At 43.9% G+C, this 2,790-nt stretch carries 2 protein-coding genes; one reads left to right on the top strand and one right to left on the bottom strand.

Translation table 11 applies throughout. From position 1 onward, the window contains the following. Positions 1–456: 456 nt before the first annotated feature. Positions 457–1,704 carry a hypothetical protein gene (locus KGY70_20415; GenBank protein ID MBS3777569.1) on the top strand — a complete coding sequence of 416 codons (1,248 nt, stop codon included), beginning with the start codon at positions 457–459 and terminating at the stop codon, positions 1,702–1,704. A gap of 625 nt (positions 1,705–2,329) precedes the next feature. Here the strand turns inward: KGY70_20415 and KGY70_20410 are convergent. After that, a partial coding sequence (locus tag KGY70_20410) for a 4-hydroxy-3-methylbut-2-enyl diphosphate reductase (protein MBS3777568.1) occupies positions 2,330–2,790 on the bottom strand: 461 nt, incomplete at its 5' end.

Genomic DNA, 2,790 nt, shown 5'->3' with positions numbered 1-2,790 from the left:
TGTCAAACCATCCAATGACCACCAAATGACAATTTAATTTCCCTGCCAACTGTAGCTTTCAGGGGTTGCTGCCAACTTAATGCCCTCAGCGACCGCTATATTTATCTGCTAGCTGCGGCTTATTCGATTTGGCAACTGCTCCCGCAGAAGGCGGGACCAAATGTTTTTACTAAATCTATTTCCCTTAAATTTGATTCTGCAATATAGTAAGCTGCAAACTTTTGTATTAAACACCCATAAATCGGAATTCGTGCATTCGTGGCCATTTTTTTTGAAAATTTTTCGTATCTTGTCCTGCAAAATGTGTTTGGGAATTTTAGCATCCACCAGTAATCCGGGGGATGGATAGCGAGGGGGATGCAATCTGTGTTAAGCATTTAAACTGAAAATAATAGATATCAAGCCTAATACAACCGAATCGTTTCCAAACCACAACCATCAAAAATCTCCAGGTATATGCCACAGAAAAAGAATAAACGCAAAAAGAAAAATCCTTCTCAGGAGCAACACAGGGATGTTCAATATAAAAAGCAGGCCATTGCCAGTTTAAAGCATGTTCTGACCCAATTGGAATGCATAGAACTGTATAATCAGATTTCCAGGGAGGAGGTGGAGTTCTTTAACAGGATCCGTTTTGGTTCCGTTCGTGTAGAAGCGGCCCCGGACCAGAGAATTTATTCCAGACTGATTAAATTTTACAATTGGTTTTTTAACCGTTGGATGCATGAACATAAGATAGAACTGTATGAAGGGGGTCCCCTGATTACGCTCCACGATTATTTTATTGTCGTTTATACCTTTTATTTCTATAAGCCATTCATTGTGGATCTGACAACGCATGGATTAAACCGGGTAAGGGAAGCTATGGAGCAGGTGCTGGATTATAAAGATCTTGAAGACCGGGCCATGGAATTACTACTTAACATGGTGCAGATTGGTTCCCTTTACAGGGGAAAAATAATTGGTACTTTTTATTCATTTGATTTCGAGGTTCAGGATTGTTATAAAAATAAAAAAAGATCCTGTCTGAGAATCATTATGTATAAAAAACCGGCCGAGCAGCTTTCTGTTAAGCTGGGCCGTGAAAATCGAACGGTTTATAGGATAGGTATCCCCGGGCATATAGAGCAATTTAAGTGGTTTAAATTGAAAGCCAAAACGCTGAAGATACCCTGGATGGATCCCGGGAAGGATCTGGATCTTTACATTCAGGCACATGCCCTGGAACGATTGTATGAGCGAATTGACTGCCTTTTCAAGGCTCATTTGCATATGGATATTCTGGTGTCCCTGTCCGTGCCCAGGGTACTAATGCAGAAAGGCCGTACAAGATTGATAGAGTTCAGGATTTCCAACAAGTATAAAGTGGGTTATTTAGTGGCAGAGGTAGTTAATCAGGTAGTCGTGGTCCGTACATTCCTTTTTCTTACCCATGAAAACACCCCTGAGGGTGAAAAGCTGAAAGAGATCATGGATGCATCAAGAGAAGATTCGAGATACTGGGCGCTCGATCGTTTGAGCACTTTTCTTGCATCCGATATCAGCAAAAATGAACGGTTAAAAAGCAAGTTCATTGAAGCAGGCTGTGGAAGCCTTTTTAATCTTGACCTGGAACCCGAAGGTCCTGCTCCTGAAACCATCCGCCAGGCCGATGCCATGGTGAAGTATTTCGGACTGGATGAAGAGGAGGAAACGACGGTATGACAGCACGAGGGAACGACGGCACGACGACACGACGACACGACGGCACGAAAGAACGAGGGAGCGAAAGAACGAGGGGGCGAGGGAACGAATGATTGAATGATTGATTGATTGATTGAAAGAAAGATAGAAAGCCTAACCAATTAGTTTTGAGTAGTGAGCGAACACATAGGTAGTGAAGAGCATTTGTAGAGCCACGCTCTAGCGTGGGTCAATTAGAGTCAGGAAAGAACGACGGCACGTTGGCACGACAGCACGAAAGAATGAGAGAGCGATGGGTGAGGTGAAGTAGGGAATGCGGGAATACGGGAAGGCGAGAAGATGGGAAAAGGAAAAAACGAAAAGTTTCAGGTTTTAGAAATTCAAGGTTTGATGATCTGCGGATACAACCGAATGACAAGGAATGACAATCGAATTAACAACTGAATGACCACCGAATGACCATTTTATTTTCCTGCCAACTGTAGCTTTTCTGGTTCAAACTCCGGTCAAACTCCTGTCAAACTCTTGTCAAACAATCAATGACCATCAATGACCATCAATGACCATCAATGACAACCAATGACTATAAATGACTATTTGATTCTTCCTCCATGCTCCGGATTTGCAGGTTTGCCCACTGAATAATTTAAAGTTCATCAACAGTTTGTCTTACCTGCTCAAGCAGCCACTGCGGCGTAGAGGTGGCTCCGCATATCCCTACGCTTTCTTCTTCGCTGAACCAGTCGCTGCGAACCTCATTGGCAGAGGAAACAAAACGGGCATGGGGATTTTGCTGTTTGCAGATGCTGTAAAGCACCTTTCCGTTGGAAGAATGCCGGCCTGCTACGAATATAATTTTATCGTGGGTCCTGCAGAATTGTTCTATCTCTTCCCGCCGGCCGGATACCTGACGACAGATCGAATCCCACACTTTTACCTCACTGCCGCGGTTTTTGAGATAGTCCACCACCTTGTAATATTCGTCCAGGCTCATGGTGGTCTGGCTGAACAATGTCAGCCGCCCGGGTATATCTTTCTTACGGAGTTCCTCCAGCGAGTCGAATACTACGGCCTGATTGCCGCTCTGGCCGTTTAATCCGATAACCT

Source organism: Bacteroidales bacterium, from assembly GCA_018334875.1.
Classification (GTDB): domain Bacteria; phylum Bacteroidota; class Bacteroidia; order Bacteroidales; family UBA12077; genus JAGXLC01.
Note: the sequence above shows the minus strand (reverse complement) of the source record. Positions and strands in the feature narration are given on the sequence as shown.

What these genes read in the sequence shown, in the direction of transcription:
- KGY70_20415 (MBS3777569.1), top strand. Translation starts at nt 457, where the DNA reads ATGCCACAGAAAAAGAATAAACGCAAAAAGAAAAATCCTTCTCAGGAG.